Below are 16,279 nucleotides of genomic sequence, written 5' to 3' on the forward strand. Positions count from 1 at the left end.
AGTGCTTTAGCGGTATTATAGATTATTCTAACGTTTATCTGTTGTTTCATTGCCACATCACGAGGTCGCCATTTACCAATTTTGTCAAACATGCTGCGGTGCACTAGCCTTTGTAGCACTCATTTGGTAAAGGCGTAAAAAAGGAACTTAATGGGTTTTGTAACGCAATGAATAATCTTGCGATGCAAGGGGTATCCCTTGCGTTTTTACTTGCTTTATGCAGCTGTACATCGCTTCCTCAATCGGGTCCCGATGGACGCTCTGTTGCGTCAACTGCTAGCCTTACTGTAGCGGCTGGAGATAATAAGGTTGGTATTCCGTATGCTTTGGTTGATCTGAATCGCAATACCATCGGGTATTTTCAGTCTGGTGGCCCTGTTTCGTTGCGCGGCAACTTCGGCGGTGGCTCGCGCGGCCCGGCAGATGTGCCTCTCGGCTACGGCGACATCGTGCAGGTTTCGATCTTTGAGGCGCAGTCAGGCGGGCTGTTCATTCCGAGCGACGCCGGAAGTCGGCCTGGCAACTATGTGACCCTTCCTAACCAGACCATCGATCGCAAGGGGACGATTAGTATACCCTTTGCTGGGCCGATCGCTGCGGCCGGTCGCAGGAAAGAAGATGTCGAGGCGGCAATCGCCAAGAAGCTTAACAACCGGGCCATCGAGCCACAGGTTGTGCTGACCATGGTGGCAAACCGCTCCAGTCAATTTTCCGTTGTCGGAGATGTGAAGGGCCCGGCGAAGTTCGAACTCACATCTGCGGGTGAGCGCGTGTTGGATGCCATATCGCAGGCCGGCGGCTTGTCGGAAGCCGGCATGGAGACGGATGTTTCCGTGCAGCGCCATGGCCGGATTGCGACCATCGCCTACCGCACGCTTCTCGACAATCCTGCCGAAAACATTTATCTGGCGGCCGGCGATACAGTTATCGTCGATCATAAGCGCCGGACCTACACGATCTTCGGCGCTTCGGGCGAGAATGGCCGGTTTGATTTTGCCGATGGCAATCTGACCCTAAGCGACGCTCTCGGTAAGGCAGGCGGACTGCTCGATAGTCGCGCCAATCCGTCGCAAGTCTATGTTTATCGCCCTGTGGCCCGCTATCAGTTGCAAAAGATGGGTGTCGATGCATCCCGCTTTGCCGGTGATATGGTCCCGGTCATATTCCGTGCGAACCTTCGTGATCCGGCTGGTCTGTTCACGGCGCAGAAGTTTGCCATGCAGGACAAGGATGTTGTCTATGTATCCAACTCGGACTCCGTGGATACGATGAAACTCCTCAATATTCTGAACGTAACGGCGTCGACTGCAAGTCAGGCCAAGGCTGTCGGTAACTAACGGAAATGCTCCGTCGACCAACGCGTCGGCGACAGGCGGCGGGGCACAAAACAGATCACGGTTATCGCTCTCGTAGCGAGAGCGCGGCGCCAATATTGTTCGGTCGATTTTTCGACCAACGTGCGCCGACATGAAAGGCTGCGGCTTCGATCCAGCCTCAATGCCATAGGAATCGGTAGGGGAGTATTGGTTCTCCTTTGCCCGGTCACGTCAACACGCAGATAAAGAGCGACAAATGCTGTCTCCCGATAAAGTGGCCTCCACAAGTGATGATGCTTGGGAATCCGGTCCTGCCATACAGCCCGTCGATTTCGACCGCCTGATTGCGATGGCCAGGCGGCAGTGGCGTATCGTGGCGATCTGCGCCGCAGTCTTCATGGTATTGGGTGTCACCTATTCGCTGACAGCAGAACCCAAGTATACAGCAGAAAGCCGTATGCTGATCGACAAGGGCAACAGCGGCATCCTCAGCCAATTGTCCGATTCATCGATCACGCTCGATGATGACGGAACTGTTCTCAGCCAGCTGGAAATCTTGAGATCCGACCTGATTGCCCGCGAAGTGGTCAAAAAGCTCGACCTGACCAACAATGAACAATTTATGTCCTCGGGTAACAACATACTCGGGACCTTGCGTTACTACATCAAGAATCTCTTCGCAGGCAGCGGATCGGGTGAAGAGGATCCGAAGATGCTGGCGATCGAGACGCTACTCGATAATCTGGACGTCGATCGCGTCGGCCGAACCTATGTCCTCAGCATCGACTATACATCCGCCGATCCGGTGCTCGCCTCCCAGATATCCAATACGTTTTCCGACATCTATCTGGTCGACAAGCTGAATTCGAAATACGAGGCGACGCGTCGAGCGAGCGAATGGCTGGAGCAGCGAATCAATGAATTGAAGCAGAAAGCGTCCAATGCGGACCTTGCTGTTCAGAAGTTTCGCGCCGATCATAATCTTATAGCCACCAAGGATGGAACGCTCGTCAGCGATCAGCAATTGGTCGAGCAAAGCAGTGCGCTCATAGCAGCCGAGCAGGAAACCGCGCGCGCACAGGCGAAGTTCGATCGTATCGAAGCGATCATAAGAAGCGGTAGCACGGATGCCGTCGTGTCCGATGTGCTCGATAGTTCCGTTGCAAATGACCTTAGGCAAAAGTATCTCGCTGCTTCCAAGACCGCGGCTGATCTGTCAAGCAGACTGGGTCCGGATCATGGCCAGGTGATGCGCCTGAAGAGTGAAATGGCGGAATACGAGCGGCTCATGTTCGACGAAATGAGCCGCATCGCCGAGAGCGACCAAAGCGAACTTCAGGTCGCCAAGACAAAGGAAAACACCCTTCGCGCCAGCTTAGACAAGGCGACGGGCGTGTCCGCTGCGGCAAATGAGACGCAAGTTCAGCTCCGCGAGCTTGAACGTACAAGCGACAGCTACCGTTCGTTGCTGGAGACGTCGATGCAGCGGTTCCAGGAGGCATCCCAGCAGGAGTCGTTTCCGATCGTCGAAGCGCGCGTGATCACCGAAGCCAAGCCGCCGATCAAGCCGAGTAAGCCGAAAAAGCCGCTTGTCGTCGCCATTGCGACGCTTTTGGGGCTTGCGCTGGGCGGCGGTATTGGAGTCTACCGGGAATTCCGCGACCGGTTTTTCCGCACCGGCGAGCAGATCCGGCAGAATCTCGATCTCGAGTATCTCGGCTCGACGCAATTGATCAAGGATGCAGCGGCTCTCAAGCCAGGCAAACTCAACGACAATCCGCAGGAGATGCGACCGCTTTCCGGCGTCTATCACTACGTCGTCGAGCATCCACATTCGGCCTTCGCTGAGACCATGCGCAGCGCCAAGATTGCAGTGGATCTCCAGGACAGCCGGAAATCCGGAAGAATCGTCGGAATTGTGTCGACCCTTCCGGGAGAGGGAAAATCAACAGTTGCCATCAATTTTGCCAAGCTCCTCGCGATGCAGGGGGCAAAAGTCCTCTTGATCGATGCAGATCTGCGCAATCGCGGTGCCTCGCGCTCGATTGGACTGCACGCCGACGCCGGCCTGCTCGAAGTGCTTCTCAACGAGCGGCCCCTGACCGAAACCCTGCTGACCGATTCACGAACCGGGTTGACGTTCTTGCCCTGTGCCTTGAAGCGGCGAATTCCGCACTCGTCAGATCTGCTCACATCATTGGCTATGGAGCGGCTCCTTGGCGATGCGCAGTCCCATTATGATTATATAATCCTCGATCTGCCGCCGCTTCGGCCGGCGGTGGATGCGCGTGCGGTTTTGCCATTGCTTGGGTCGCTAATCTATGTGGTGGAGTGGGGTGCAACTTCACGGAGCATTGTCCGCAGCTCCATTCGCAACGAGCCGCGCCTCTTTCACAAGTGCGCCGGTGTGATCCTGAGCAAAGTTGATCCCGACAAAGCTAAATTCTACCAGGAATTTGGCTCCGACGAATATTACTCGTCCCGCTACGCTGCCTACTATCATGAAGACTAGATCGATGACGTTTGTGTTGGTCGATGGAACCCTGGAAGCCAAGAGGCGCCATGTCTAAGCCCGCTGATACGGTCATTTGCATAGCGACGTTTCGTCGGCCACGCGGCTTGTCACGCTGCCTGGAGGCGTTGGCGCAGGTAAAGACCGATCGCGTTTCACGCATCATCGTTGCCGACAACGACGCTGCCGGGCGGACCGGTCTTGCGGCGTGCGAGACGTTTCAGGAGGCCGGGTCGCCATTTGTGCTTACCGTGCTCGTCGTCGCGGAGCGTGGCATTTCGCAGGCCCGCAACGCGCTTGTGGCGGAAGCGCTAAAGGATCCGCATACAAAATTCATCGCAATGATTGATGACGATGAGTGGCCGCAAGCAGGCTGGATTGAGTCACTCCTCACGGCACAAGACCGCACCGATGCCGATGTTGTCGGAGGTCCCGTTGAACGCGTCTTTGCAGCGCCGGTTCCGGCCTACCTGAAGAGCGCGAACCTGGCGGACTTTTCACGCATGAGAACTGGGCCTGTCGATTTTGTCGACGGCACAAGCAATGTGCTGATCCGCGCTGATCTCTTCCGCCGGCGTTCGGCGCCATGGTTTGATCTTGCCTTCGGTCTTCTCGGTGGAGAGGACACGGACTTCTTTCTCGGCATGAAGCTGCAAGGCGCACGGTTTGCCTGGTCGACGGCGGCGGTCGTCAACGAGGAAATGCCGGAGTCCCGTTCCTCGACACTCTGGATGCTGAAGCGGGCATATCGGATCGGCAATACCTATGGTCTTGTCAATCGCAAACATCGTCCGCCAGGCTTTGGCATGTTTCGCGAAGTGGTCAAGATTGCCGGAACAATGGCCGTCGTAACAATGAGCCTCGTCTTCCTTTTCTGGCATCCCGTCCGGCGTTTCGAGGCGGCCAGGCTCGCCGCCCGCGTTCTTGGAAAATTGGCTGGCCTCATCGGCTACAGGCATGTCGAATATCAAGACGTGCATGGTGGCTGAATATATACGGTATTTGAAAATATAAATATGGCAGTTCTATGTTAAAGTCTGACGAAAAGACGATAAAATGCTGAATATGCAAAGTACAATATTGAGTTACTAATGTATTTTTAGTCTTTGCAGCGCAGTGTGTCTGTAGATATTCTTATTTTTACTATCAGGAAAGCAAGAGAGAGATATGCGTATTGTGATGATTGGTTCTGGTTATGTTGGGCTCGTCTCTGGTGCTTGCTTGGCGGATTTCGGGCATCATGTGACTTGCGTGGACAAGTCTGAAGCCAAGATCGACGCGTTAGAGCGTGGTGAGGTCCCAATTTTCGAGCCTGGTCTCGATGCGATCATCCAGCATAACCGTTCCGCCGGCAGACTGGATTTTTCGAAGAACCTCGCGGCCTCCGTTGCCGTTGCCGACGTCGTCTTCATTGCGGTTGGGACACCCTCTCGTCGCGGCGATGGCCATGCCGACCTCAGCTATGTCTACGCCGCCGCGCGCGAGATCGCTGCCGCTATATCGGGCTTTACCGTCGTCGTCACCAAGTCTACCGTCCCGGTCGGAACCGGTGACGAGATAGAGCGCATCTTCCGTGACGAGTTTCCGGACAAAGACATTGCCATCGTCTCAAACCCGGAATTCCTGCGCGAGGGTGCTGCAATCATCGACTTCAAGCGGCCGGACCGCATCGTCGTCGGTACCGAGGATTCTCGCGCGACCGAAGTCATGCGCGAGGTCTACCGCCCGCTCTATCTTAACGAGGCGCCCCTTTACTTCTGCGAGCGTCGCACGTCCGAACTGATCAAATATGCGGCCAATGCCTTCCTTGCGATGAAGATCACCTTCATCAACGAGATCGCAGATCTCTGCGAGCAAATCGGAGCAGATGTTCAGAAGGTCGCCAAGGGCATCGGCATGGACAAGCGTATCGGCGACAAGTTTCTTCATGCCGGCCCCGGCTATGGCGGATCGTGCTTTCCGAAAGATACGCTCGCGCTCGTTAAGACAGCCCAGGACTTCAACAGTCCGATGCGATTGATCGAAACAACAATCGCCATCAATGACAACCGCAAGCGGGCGATGGCTCGCAAGGTCATCGCCGCCTGCGACGGCAGCGTTCGGGGCAAGAAGATCGCCGTGCTTGGATTGACCTTCAAACCGAACACTGACGACATGCGCGATGCACCTTCGATCAGTATCATTCAGGCACTCCTCGACAACGGCGCATCGGTGCATGCCTACGATCCGGAAGGGATGGACGCCGCTAAGGATCTGCTCGGTCCGATCACTTACGGCCAATACCCCTACGAGATCGCCAAGGGTGCAGATGCGATTGTGATCGTTACCGAATGGGACGAATTCCGTGCCCTCGATTTCAAGCGCCTGAAGGCGGCGATGAAAACACCGCTCGTCGTCGATCTGCGTAACATCTATCCAGTTGCGGAAGTCAGCAAGCACGGTTTCGAATATCATGCCGTGGGCAGGAAAAACACGATGGACGGAGCGAACTAACGTGCGAGAGAAAATCAGCGTCAGAAGCTTCTTCCAGTATGCACTTGCTGTCGTCGCGCCGTCGTCGGCGTCGGCAGCTCATTTCCTGGTCCAGCTTGTTATGCTCTCAAGGGTTAGTCCCGGCGAGTTTGGCGCTTTCGTCTTTCTGATGGTTCTCGTTCAGCTCGGCTATGGCCTGTCGAACGCGCTGGTTTCGACGCCCTATGACGTCAATGCGAGCCAGCAGCATCCGGTTCAGGAAACGCGCATCGTCCTGACGGCAGTGAATGCGGTCTATGCCTTATTGTTCACCGCCGGCTGCATTGGCGCAGGCCTTCTGATCGGCGCGGGTGAATGGGTATATCTGTTCGCCCTCTTCGGTGGACTTTCAATGCTTCGCTGGTTCGGCCGTGTCTTCAGCTACGCGAACCGCAGGCCCTTCGCCACGGCGGTATCCGATCTGACCTATGCCACTGTCCTGTGCCTTGCGGTCGTCTTCTTGCTCATCACCAATAGCTTCTCAATGAAAGCGATATCCGTGGCTTTCATAGTGGCGACGATCTTCGGCACGATTTGCATTGGGAGGGACTTCCTCCGCGAGCAGTTTATCGTACCTTTTTCCGCGCGGCCATTGTCTTATATCCACATATGGCGAGATCAGGCTCGCTGGACATTGATCGGGGTGGTATCGACCGAGACAACGGCCAATGCCCATTCCTATCTGGTAACAATTTTTGCCGGACCGGCTCAATTTGCGCCTATGGGGGCTGCAGCGCTGTTTCTCAGGCCGATTATGCTGTCGATGACGGCGCTGAGCCAGTTTGAGCGCCCCTTTATGGGCCGCGCAATATCTGCGGGTGACCTTGGCGGCGCTCGACGTGTTAAGAGAAGATTCCACCTCGCGCTCGCCCTGTTGTGGATTGGCACGATCGTCTTGGCCGCTGGCGTGTTCGCTCTGAAGCCGAGTCTGATTATCAAGCCGGAATACAGTGCCCAGGACATCCATATTGCATTTGCACTGTTTGCCCTCATAACATTGCTACAGATCTGGCAGGCACCCAATAACGTCTTTCTTCAGGCGGTTCGCGCCTTCCGTCCGCTTTCAACTGTCAGCGTAGTATCGTGCATCTTCTCGATCATCGGAGTGCTCCTTTCTCTTTGCTTTCTGCCACCGGTTTATTCTCTGATTGGTATCGCGATCGGGCAGTTGGTTATGAGTATTAAGCTTTCCGAACTTGCTAATAAATGGACAATCAAGGTGCCTGCCTAGATGGTGTCGGATAGACTTTGTAACTTTAGGGGCCTGCGCAGCGGTGTCCATGACGACGGAGATGAGATTTGATTACCATCGCCATTTTGATACCAACATTTCTACGTCCCAACGGCGTTCTTCGAACCCTTGACGGAATCGCGAAGCTGTCAATGAGTGATTTCCCGGGTGGTTTCTCGGATGTATCTCTGCATGTCGTTGTCGCCGACAATGACGCGGAAAATCAGGCCGGCTTGCGTGCAGTCGAATCCCTCGAGCCTACATTTCCCTTTGGACTCCATAAGCTCGTTGTGGCGGAGCGCGGCATTCCACATTCGAGAAACGCTCTTTTGAAATATGCAACGGGGGTACTGGGAGCGCAGTACAGCATCTTCATCGACGATGATGAAACGCCGGATCGGTTCTGGCTCAGGGAATTACTGTCTGTCCAGGCGAAGACAGGCGCAGATGTTGTCGGGGGAAGTGTTTCGGCGACCTATGAGGCGGAACCGCCGGCCTGGGCGCGCAAGCTTGGCCTCTATGAGACGCCGGTTGCAGCCGATGGCATTTGTGATCTCGTTGACAGCACGGCGAATGTCCTGGTCAGGAACGACATCCTGCCACGCGTCATCGAACCCTGGTTCCATCCCGGGTTTGCATTGACGGGCGGAAGCGACAAGGAATTCTTCCTCAGGCTCAAGAAGCATGGGGCGGTGTTTGCCTGGTCGCAGAGAGCCAACGTGAATGAGCTTGTCCCCGCAAGCCGGGCCACCGAGGAATGGGTGCTTCAGCGCGCCTACCGTGTCGGAAACCTCGACATGCGGCTCGTCCTGCTCAGCGGGTCGAAATTCGCTCTTGCCAAGGAAGTGGTCGTAAGCGTCGTCGCCTTGGGTGCCGCACTCGGTGCATATGTCATCTTTTGGCCCTTCACAGCCAAGCGGATCATGGCGCTTAGACGCCTTCGTAGGCAGGCTGGAAAACTGGCTGCATTCCGCGGATCCATGTACGAAGAGTACGCGACGATCCATGGCCACTAGCGGACGTAGAAAATAATCCCTCTGAGCGCCGTACGACCTTGAGCGTACCTTCAAACGTTTCATGGCATTGCCAAAAACCTGCGAGATATTTGATGCTTACATTTTCTATTGTTATTCCGGTCTATAATCGTGCTCATTTGATCGCATATGCGCTTGACTCGCTTAAGCGCCAAAGCTTTAGGGATTTCGAGTGCCTAATTATCGACGATGGTTCCACAGACGGCGAGCAATTGCGAACTCTGGTGGAGAACCGCTATGACGAGCGCTTTCGGTATTTCCGGTTCAATAACGCCGGCGCATCTATTGCCCGAAACCGGGGGATCGAGCTTGCGGTAGGTCGGTATATCGCCTTTCTTGATAGTGATGACCAGTTCTTCCCGTCAAAACTCGAGCTCGTAGCGGAACGCCTGGAGAGCCAGCCGGCTGACATCTACTTTGCCAAGGCGCAGGCCGTAAGAGGCGATGGCGCGGCCGCGATACGGCCTAGCCGAGCGCCGGCGGCGGGCGAAAGGTTGGATGAGTATCTCTTCTGCGCTCTTGAGCCGATTCAGACGAGTACGATCGTCCTGAGAGCTGACATCGCTAGGCAGCATCCATTTGTGCCGGGGCTGAAGAAATATGAAGAGGCGATTTTTCTGCTCCGCCTGATTAATCAGGGTTGTAGCATCGACTTCATTCCAGAAACGTTGACAATATGGAACGATGATGTCCCGGCAGGCCGCCTCGGTCATCGCCGCGAACTCGACAACATGAAGGAATGGTACAGCAATGAACGAAACCTTCTTTCCAACCGGGCGCAGCAGGGGTTCAGAGCAAATGTGCTTTCCTACGAATATGGATGGAGCAATCCCTTCCGTACGGTCGGTTACATTCTTGAAGCCTGCGTGCGTGGGGGAACCTCACCAAAGAGGGGCGTTCACTCGCTTGTGCGAGCCCTTCTTCCACAGCGCTTTTATCGTCCTCTCGTCAACACGATCCTGCGACTGTTTTTTCGGCGCGTACAATCCTCTACCTGAAACAACCTTATCGAAGTCGACGCTTGCGCGATGGCTAAGCCATTGTGCTACTGCGCGATAGACTGGAAGACACCAAGTGAATTTCGCCGGAACTTTTAATGGCTCTAAAGATTGCGATAAGAATACGGTTCTGTTTTCAGTGGTGGTACCCACCTATAATCGGGCAAGCGCGCTCGCCGCGACTCTGAATTCAGTTCTGTTGCAAACCTGTCAAGATTTCGAGGTCATCGTCGTGGACGATGGCTCGACCGACGATATCCATGCGGTTGTTCACACCTTGAATGACGCGAGGGTCTGCGTGTTGAGGCAGGAAAATAAGGGGGCGAGCGCCGCCCGAAATTACGGCATCGACCATGCGCGCGGGAAATACATTGCCTTCCTGGACAGCGATGACTTCTTTTTGGAGGATCACCTGGAGCGCATGACCCGCATCCTGGAGAGCAGCGACGAAATCATCGCTTATTCCCAGGTCATTTGCGATCGGGGAAATGGTCGCCGCTTCGTACGACCACCGCGGGGGATACGTCCGGAAGAGAATATGGCGACCTATCTGATTTGCGATCGCGGATTTGTTCAAACGAGCGGTTTGGCAATGCGCCGTGAGATAGCGCGAGCGATCCGATATAACGAAGTCGCCCGTTTCGGGGACGATACCGATTTTGCAATTCGACTCCAGCTTGCCGGCTATCGCTTCATTATGGATGAACGACCAAGTGTTATCTGGATCGATCATGATAATTCCGAACGGCTCTCGCTGGAGCATCGCGCGATTGGAACTCTGACATGGCTCGAAGCCCTTCGCCCATACATTGCTGTCAGGGCCTATCACGGATATAGAGGCTGGCATCTTGCGAAGAGCGTATGGCGACAAAGTCGCGTTCGAGCTCTTGGACTATATATGAGAGGCATATTTGCAGGTGCTTACAGTCCCCGCCTTGCCATATTGATCCTTTCTCAAATCATTATCCCCGATCAATTGTATCGAAAAATGACTGATGTTTGGCTGGCTGCGGGAGCGCATCGCGGCTCACGCTGAATGAATGACCGGTGATACCCAGCCACTGAAATCGTTCAATTGGCTCTAGAGGTCACGCCTATCAGGCGCGTTGGAATATGCGGCCACCATCGCATCAAACATCGGCTTTGGCTTGAAGTTCTCGTCAAACGGAAGTCCACGAGAGCGAAGGCCGTCTTCGCGATTAAAGCGAGGAGTTACGCTCAGCCAGGAATACTTGTCGCTGATTCCCCAAGTCAGGCACCCTTTGGCACCTTCGACCGAGAAGACAGCATCGAGAAACAATTTTGTCAAAGAGGCCACGCCGGTATCCCGCACCAGCGGGTCACGCGGACCGGACCGGTCGGATATGTCGAGTTCTGTAACCAGGACTTCCAATCCCCGGGTCGTCAACTCCCGGACAAAGTCGGCGATGACCTTTTGGGAATAATCGACGCCGAAACCTGCAAGATGCGCCTCCATCCCAAAGCCATTGATCGGTACGTTTCTAGCCAGCAATCTGTCGATGAGCTTCAGAATACTCGTGCGCCGGGCTTGGCTCCACCAGATGTTTGCTTCCGTCGTCGTCTCGTTCAGATAAAGCTTGACCCCCGGGTCAGCCTGTCTGGCCGCGTGAAAGGCTATGTCTATGTAGCGCTCGCCAAAGGCTTGGTACCATATGGATTTCGTTCGAAGCCCGTCGGGGTGTCCCTGATCGGGATCGACAGGCTCGTTGACAACGTCCCACGAATGAAAGCGCCCCTTATAGCGCGTACACACAGCGGCGATGTAATCCGTCAAGAGCCGCTCGTCGGGATTATTCTTCATCGTCGTCTCCAGCCAGTCCGGATTTGCCCGATGCCACACGAGCGTATGGCCGCGCATCCTCTGCTGATGCGTGTCTGCAAACTGAAGCAGCGCATCAGCATTCGCGAAACTGAAGTGACGATTGTCGGGCTGAAGTGACGCCCTCTTCGTATGGCCCTCAGCCACCAACATGCCGGCCTGGCTTGCCACCAGGTCGGCGTAGCCTTGGTCGCTCTGAAGAAGCTGGATGGCCGTTGCGGCACCGTAGATCAGTCCCTTGCGTTCCGCGACGCTTCGCAGTGCCTGCTGGGCCGAAACCGTTGGTGAAGAAAAGGCCAGAGCACCGGCTCCAGCCGCGGCGGTCTTCAGGAGAGCCCGACGCGTCATGCCGCCGCATCCCTGGATGCACGCTTTAGAAAGAAATTGCATCTGGTGCCTTTCCTTATTTTCTGTATAAGAAGACATAACGATTGCTGCACTGCAAGATGTAAGTCCGAAAAAGGTCTTCCGCGTCAGAGCTGTCTGTATTTGGTGCGATGGTAGAAACTCTCGCAGTCATGGAGAATGGAAGGTAATCTGAAGATGCGCTACGGATCTTCATTGAGATATCCAGGCCTAACTGCACAACGGCGGCGTCTGATCGATTTTACCGCTACCGAATGGATGTTTTTTGCTTTCGCAATCTTCCTACTCGTGGGTGGAACGCCGTTTCTTGTGAAGGATTCATCGGCGCTTGATACCGCGAGTGGTGAGGGTGACCCGATCCGTCAGGTCTTTTATATCTCGATTATGCTTTTGTCGTTCATTCCGGTGGTCAAGATCGGCGTCTTTAACGCGTTGAGAGGTGTTCCGCTCGCGCTGCTGGCACTATGCCTATGGTGCCTTGTGACGGTGCCGTTTGCCGTGGATCCTTCGGCTTCGTTCCGTCGTTGGGTTCTGGCCATTGTTCTTATTGTCACAATCGTCAACCTGTTGACGTCCGTTGGGATTGAAAGAACGCTTGTGGTGGTGCGTGCTGCGATCACGACACTGATTATCGTAAGCCTGATAACGGTGCCGATTGTGCCTGGAGCGGTTCACGGCGAGTTCGAAGGCGACCATGCGCTCATCGGCGCCTGGAAGGGCGCCTTCGTCCATAAGAATCATGCGTCGGCAGTGACGGCGCTCGGCCTTATCATGTATGTGCACGAGTTTGTGCGCAGCCGCAAGAAATGGGCTGCCGCCATGCTTGTGCTCGGATTTATATTCTTGCTTGGGACGAAGGGGAAATCCGCTCTCGGTCTCGCATTGCCGAGCATTCTTGCGGGTCTTGCCTATAGCTACTGCTACAAGCGGCAGGGCGGCAGGGCATTGTTCCTGATATCGGGAGCCTGCATTGTCGGCGCGTCGCTTGTCGCATTTGCACTCCTGCAAGATACGATCTTTCGTATTTTTAATGATCCTACCTCGTTTACCGGCCGCGTGAGGATCTGGAGCGTCGTGTTCGATTATGCCATCGCACATCCGCTTTTTGGTGCTGGCTATGCGTCGTTCTGGCAGGTTGGTGACATCTCGCCCATCTTCAAGGTGGGTTCCGCCGAAGACTGGCTATTGGCTACGTCTCACTCTCATAACGGGTACATGGAGATATTGGCAACGACAGGCGTCATAGGTCTATCGCTTGCGGTCCTGGCAGTCGTCGTTGTCCCATTGATGCGCATGGTATCGGCGGGTAGCCGCCATGCAAATCTCACCGGGCTGCTTTTTTCATTGTGGTTGTTTGGTATTTTCTACAATAGCATGGAAACGCAGATATTGGCTCGTGACAAACAGGTCTGGTTTAATCTCCTCATCGTTTTGTGCAGCGTGAAGGTCCTGCATGAGGATGCTGTGCGCGCCGGGCGCAGCCGTCTCAATGTGCGGCGTGGCCCCTTAGTGAACGCTGAGAAAGCTGGTGTCTCCGACTTCGGTCATCGCGCACTGAACTAGTGTCGCACGAAGCTGTCTGATGCCGACAGGCGCTTGATGACACGCGCCGGATTTCCCGCAGCCACGGAATGGCTGGGAATTGACCTTGTGACAATTGATCCCGCGCCAATCACACTATGGTCGCCGATCTGGACGCCGGGAAAGATAAGGGCGTTTCGTCCAATCCAGACATTGTTGCCGATCCGGATCGGCGCAATACTGATTTCGTCGCCTTCGTCGACCGCATGATAGTGGGAATCATGGATAGCGGCATTGTCGCCGATCATGCAGTTCCGGCCGATGTCGATGGCTTGGGACGCTACGACCGAGACCCCTTCGTTCAGAAATGTACCGTCGCCTATCGTGAGTACCGCTCCCTTTTTTGCCTTGACCAGGACCGGCAATTTGCGTTGCGCTCTAAAGCTGATCTTCCGCCCGAAAACCATCGTGCCATAATTTTCGACGATAGGGCTGTAGCCTTCGACCCGCAGTCGCCCACTTGTCTTTACGCTGAAGATGCGCAACCTTGTTTCCAGAGCTAAACCCTTGGCATAGACGACCAATTTGCGAAGCAAGTCATTTTCCCTTCAATCAATAACGATATCGCCGGCATTGCCGGGAAAAATCAAAATGGAACAAGATTATTAGTTTGACATGGCAATACCGGCTGGCTTCCACCAAGTAGCCGCTATGATCAAGGTATAGCTTGCCTGGGTGGCCGAGCAAGATGGATTTTCGTCCATGCCGTGTTTATAGCCTTCCCATTGAGCAAGTTTGAACCGCGAAACTATTGCAAGATTGGAGGTGCTCCCCGACGAGATGGCGATTGTCTCAAAAGACTGATGTCTTGCGCGTGTCGCCGGGGCATTGCTGGTCAAATCGCATCAGAGAGCAGGCTGTCAGCCCAAGATCTGGAAATCCGGGGCAATCTTCGGAATGTGTGTGCCCATAATGCCGGCCCAAGGATCTATCGTTGGTTCTGTCGCAAAACGGAATGGCAATCTATCCCCTGCATTAAGCTCTCTGGTTTTCAGGGGAGTTTGTAATGTTCAACGGCCGCCATTTCGATCGATCGGTGATCCTGCTATGCGTACGTTGGTATCTGGCCTACAATTTGAGTCTGCGGGACCTGGAAGAGATGATGGCCGAACGTGGCCTGAGTGTCGATCACTCCACCATCCATCGATGGGTCGTCCACTTCTCCCCCAAGTTGCTGGAGCGCTTTGACCGTCGTAAGCGGTGCGTTACTGGCAAGTGGCAAGTGGACGAGACATACATCAAGGTCCGCGGCGAATGGATGTATCTCTACCGCGCCATTGACAGCCTCGGCGACACGGTCGAGTTTCTCTTCAGCGAAAGCCGTGACCCGCCGACGGCCAAGCGCTTCCTTCTCAGGGCGTTGGATCGTCATGGTCGGCCGGATTGCATCGTCATCGACGGCAGCCAGACCAATCACCAGGCGGTCATTTCCAGCGGTGCCGAAGACCGCCTGCGTGACCGATCGCGGCGTTCACTGAACCCGATCCGCATCCGTAGGAGCAAATATCTCAACAACCGGATCGAGCAGGACCATCGGCGCATCAAGCGCCGCATTCGGTCCATGCTCGGCTTCAAATCGACGGCAAGCGCTGAAGTCATTCTCTCCGGTATCGAGATGGTCCACATGATGCGCAAACGGCAGGCGAGGTTCGCCGACAGTCCACGCCCGTCAATCGCCGAGCAATTCGAACTTATTGCTGCCTGAGCCCCGGTGCTTGCCTCAACATCCGTGACCCCGAGACCGATTTGCGACAGAACCCTTTCACCTCCAGATGGCGCATATAACTAAACGTCCTGATTTTGCACGCGATAAATAAGTTCCCTTAAAACACGAATTTTTAACGCTGTACGTTTATCGACTTACCATCCTCGAGAGGAAGTTGCATGAGCGAGATAATCAGAGCACGACGCCTTCTGATTGGGTTGGTCGCAGCTTGCTACGTGTCAGTGTTAATTCTGGTGCCTGTCGTCGGCCTCTCGGTCGATGTCGGTAGTTTCGCGCCCTTGGCGGGATATTCGCTTGGTATATTCGTGATTGTGGGCGTGCTATGCCGTTGGCGCAAAATCCATTTCCTGCAAGCAGCTGTTGAGAACGTGAGTTTGGGGGCTGCGTTGACCGGCCCCCTTGTCATCCTCGCATATGTCGCAGCGCTTTCCGATTTTCCCCTCCAAGACCATCGTCTCATTGCAATGGACCGGGCGCTGGGAATCGATTGGGCCACGCTCATTCGGGCGGTCGACATGAGAGCTCTCTTGGCGGCCACGTTGACGCTGGTCTATCGATTATTTGGCGTTCAACTTGTGCTGCTTCCCGTCCTGCTGAGCCTCTCGGGACGATCTGCCCGTGCATACCAAATGATGGCGGGATATGGACTGATTTGCATCCTCTCGAGCATCATCTCGATCTGGTATCCTGCGGTCGGAACCTATACCGCCTTTACAGTCGACCTACACCACCTTCGAAACCTGAGCGGAAGCCTTGGTACCGAGTTTGTGCCGCAACTGCTCGCGGTGAGGAATGATCCGAACTTTGTGCTGCGTCTCGGCCAGGCAAGCGGCATTATTTCATTTCCATCGGTCCATGCCGCCGTCGCGGTGCTTTGCGCCTGGGCGATGTGGACCAACAGATTGATGCGTTGGCCGTTTCTCATGCTGAACCTCTTGATGATCTGCTCAGCAATTACAGAAGGCGGGCACTATGTTGTCGATCTTATAGCCGGAGCCGGCTTGTCTGGGTTTGTGATCGCATCGGTTCTCTATGTAACCAGATCATATCCGTCGCTCGATGTCTGGACGCGCAACCACAAGAAGGCAGTTGATCAAGCAGAGGCGAGATGCTGACCTCGACGAATGTCATTTTGCAAGGCAGGAACAGATTCCATCCTGCCCT

At 54.9% G+C, this 16,279-nt stretch carries 13 protein-coding genes; 11 read left to right on the top strand and 2 right to left on the bottom strand.

Annotation, left to right across the window (positions count from 1 at the left end):
* Positions 1–167 precede the first annotated feature (167 nt).
* The 8 genes from CCGE531_RS29390 (at position 168) to CCGE531_RS29425 (ending at position 10,638) form a co-directional block, all read left to right on the top strand.
* Positions 168–1,337, top strand: coding sequence for a polysaccharide biosynthesis/export family protein (locus CCGE531_RS29390; RefSeq protein ID WP_162944082.1), 1,170 nt, complete (start codon positions 168–170; stop codon positions 1,335–1,337).
* 235 nt (positions 1,338–1,572) lie between these two features.
* Positions 1,573–3,828, top strand: a complete 2,256-nt coding sequence (locus CCGE531_RS29395) for an AAA family ATPase (RefSeq protein ID WP_120670402.1) — start codon at positions 1,573–1,575, stop codon at positions 3,826–3,828.
* 50 nt (positions 3,829–3,878) lie between these two features.
* Positions 3,879–4,817 (top strand): glycosyltransferase, encoded by a 939-nt coding sequence (locus tag CCGE531_RS29400; RefSeq protein ID WP_162944084.1) that lies wholly within the window; start codon positions 3,879–3,881, stop codon positions 4,815–4,817.
* A gap of 178 nt (positions 4,818–4,995) precedes the next feature.
* A complete protein-coding gene (locus CCGE531_RS29405) occupies positions 4,996–6,321 on the top strand; it encodes a UDP-glucose/GDP-mannose dehydrogenase family protein (RefSeq protein WP_120670406.1) in 1,326 nt (441 codons plus the stop codon).
* Position 6,322: 1 nt separating this feature from the next.
* The gene (locus tag CCGE531_RS29410) at positions 6,323–7,570 is read left to right on the top strand and encodes a hypothetical protein (protein WP_120670408.1); all 1,248 of its coding nucleotides are present in this window, start codon (positions 6,323–6,325) and stop codon (positions 7,568–7,570) included.
* A gap of 68 nt (positions 7,571–7,638) precedes the next feature.
* Positions 7,639–8,586, top strand: a complete 948-nt coding sequence (locus CCGE531_RS29415) for a glycosyltransferase family 2 protein (RefSeq protein WP_120670410.1) — start codon at positions 7,639–7,641, stop codon at positions 8,584–8,586.
* Between the two features lie 92 nt (positions 8,587–8,678).
* The gene (locus CCGE531_RS29420; protein ID WP_120670412.1) at positions 8,679–9,602 is read left to right on the top strand and encodes a glycosyltransferase family 2 protein; all 924 of its coding nucleotides are present in this window, start codon (positions 8,679–8,681) and stop codon (positions 9,600–9,602) included.
* Between the two features lie 76 nt (positions 9,603–9,678).
* Positions 9,679–10,638 carry a glycosyltransferase family 2 protein gene (locus tag CCGE531_RS29425; protein WP_205586521.1) on the top strand — a complete coding sequence of 320 codons (960 nt, stop codon included), beginning with the start codon at positions 9,679–9,681 and terminating at the stop codon, positions 10,636–10,638.
* 45 nt (positions 10,639–10,683) lie between these two features.
* Here CCGE531_RS29425 and CCGE531_RS29430 read toward each other — a convergent pair whose 3' ends face one another.
* A complete protein-coding gene (locus CCGE531_RS29430; protein WP_162944112.1) occupies positions 10,684–11,832 on the bottom strand; it encodes an endo-1,4-beta-xylanase in 1,149 nt (382 codons plus the stop codon).
* Between the two features lie 135 nt (positions 11,833–11,967).
* Between CCGE531_RS29430 and CCGE531_RS29435 the strand changes: the two genes are divergently transcribed.
* Positions 11,968–13,371 (top strand): O-antigen ligase family protein, encoded by a 1,404-nt coding sequence (locus CCGE531_RS29435; RefSeq protein ID WP_120670416.1) that lies wholly within the window; start codon positions 11,968–11,970, stop codon positions 13,369–13,371.
* On the opposite strand, the gene CCGE531_RS35265 is transcribed toward CCGE531_RS29435, so the two are convergent.
* Positions 13,368–13,913 (bottom strand): acyltransferase, encoded by a 546-nt coding sequence (locus CCGE531_RS35265; protein WP_281024514.1) that lies wholly within the window; start codon positions 13,911–13,913, stop codon positions 13,368–13,370. The two genes, CCGE531_RS29435 and CCGE531_RS35265, sit on opposite strands and share 4 nt — an antisense overlap.
* A 482-nt stretch (positions 13,914–14,395) precedes the next feature.
* Here CCGE531_RS35265 and CCGE531_RS29445 point away from each other — a divergent pair, with 482 nt between their 5' ends.
* Both CCGE531_RS29445 and CCGE531_RS29450 read left to right on the top strand, forming a co-directional pair.
* Positions 14,396–15,094 (top strand): IS6 family transposase, encoded by a 699-nt coding sequence (locus CCGE531_RS29445; RefSeq protein ID WP_120670420.1) that lies wholly within the window; start codon positions 14,396–14,398, stop codon positions 15,092–15,094.
* Between the two features lie 179 nt (positions 15,095–15,273).
* A complete protein-coding gene (locus CCGE531_RS29450) occupies positions 15,274–16,230 on the top strand; it encodes a phosphatase PAP2 family protein (protein ID WP_120670422.1) in 957 nt (318 codons plus the stop codon).
* Positions 16,231–16,279 lie beyond the last annotated feature (49 nt).

The sequence above is a fragment of the Rhizobium sp. CCGE531 genome (assembly GCF_003627795.1).
In the GTDB taxonomy this organism is placed as follows: domain Bacteria; phylum Pseudomonadota; class Alphaproteobacteria; order Rhizobiales; family Rhizobiaceae; genus Rhizobium.

Bases quoted from the DNA above. Each gene is read 5' to 3' on its own strand.
- CCGE531_RS29390 (WP_162944082.1), top strand. From the start codon at position 168: ATGAATAATCTTGCGATGCAAGGGGTATCCCTTGCGTTTTTACTTGCT.
- CCGE531_RS29395 (WP_120670402.1), top strand. From the start codon at position 1,573: ATGCTGTCTCCCGATAAAGTGGCCTCCACAAGTGATGATGCTTGGGAA.
- CCGE531_RS29400 (WP_162944084.1), top strand. From the start codon at position 3,879: ATGTCTAAGCCCGCTGATACGGTCATTTGCATAGCGACGTTTCGTCGG.
- CCGE531_RS29405 (WP_120670406.1), top strand. From the start codon at position 4,996: ATGCGTATTGTGATGATTGGTTCTGGTTATGTTGGGCTCGTCTCTGGT.
- CCGE531_RS29420 (WP_120670412.1), top strand. From the start codon at position 8,679: ATGCTTACATTTTCTATTGTTATTCCGGTCTATAATCGTGCTCATTTG.
- CCGE531_RS29430 (WP_162944112.1), bottom strand. From the start codon at position 11,832: ATGCAATTTCTTTCTAAAGCGTGCATCCAGGGATGCGGCGGCATGACG.
- CCGE531_RS29435 (WP_120670416.1), top strand. From the start codon at position 11,968: ATGGAAGGTAATCTGAAGATGCGCTACGGATCTTCATTGAGATATCCA.
- CCGE531_RS29445 (WP_120670420.1), top strand. From the start codon at position 14,396: ATGTTCAACGGCCGCCATTTCGATCGATCGGTGATCCTGCTATGCGTA.
- CCGE531_RS29450 (WP_120670422.1), top strand. From the start codon at position 15,274: ATGAGCGAGATAATCAGAGCACGACGCCTTCTGATTGGGTTGGTCGCA.